The sequence below is a fragment of the Pseudomonas sp. EL_65y_Pfl1_R83 genome, from assembly GCF_963970695.1.
Classification (GTDB): Bacteria; Pseudomonadota; Gammaproteobacteria; order Pseudomonadales; family Pseudomonadaceae; genus Aquipseudomonas; species Aquipseudomonas tritici.
This window is the reverse complement of the sequence record NZ_CAXAQI010000090.1, coordinates 1-692: the sequence shown is the minus strand read 5'-3', so window position 1 is coordinate 692 and position 692 is coordinate 1. Positions and strand designations below refer to the sequence as shown.

Genomic DNA, 692 nt, shown 5'->3' with positions numbered 1-692 from the left:
CTTCTGAAAATAATCACTTGACAGCAAATGAGGCTGCTGTAGAATGCGCGCCTCGGTTGAGACGAAAGATCTTAACCAACCGCTCTTTAACAACTGAATCAAGCAATTCGTGTGGGTGCTTGTGGAGTCAGACTGATAGTCAACAAGATTATCAGCATCACAAGTTACTCCGCGAGAAATCAAAGATGTAACCAACGATTGCTGAGCCAAGTTTAGGGTTTCTTAAAAACCCAAAGATGTTTGAACTGAAGAGTTTGATCATGGCTCAGATTGAACGCTGGCGGCAGGCCTAACACATGCAAGTCGAGCGGTAGAGAGAAGCTTGCTTCTCTTGAGAGCGGCGGACGGGTGAGTAATGCCTAGGAATCTGCCTGGTAGTGGGGGATAACGTTCGGAAACGGACGCTAATACCGCATACGTCCTACGGGAGAAAGCAGGGGACCTTCGGGCCTTGCGCTATCAGATGAGCCTAGGTCGGATTAGCTAGTTGGTGAGGTAATGGCTCACCAAGGCGACGATCCGTAACTGGTCTGAGAGGATGATCAGTCACACTGGAACTGAGACACGGTCCAGACTCCTACGGGAGGCAGCAGTGGGGAATATTGGACAATGGGCGAAAGCCTGATCCAGCCATGCCGCGTGTGTGAAGAAGGTCTTCGGATTGTAAAGCACTTTAAGTTGGGAGGAAGGGC

Annotated in this window: 1 rRNA gene; it reads left to right on the top strand. The window is 50.0% G+C overall.

The features are described from left to right. Window positions 1-242: 242 nt before the first annotated feature. Window positions 243-692 (top strand): 16S ribosomal RNA (locus AACY08_RS27775); the annotation flags it as partial.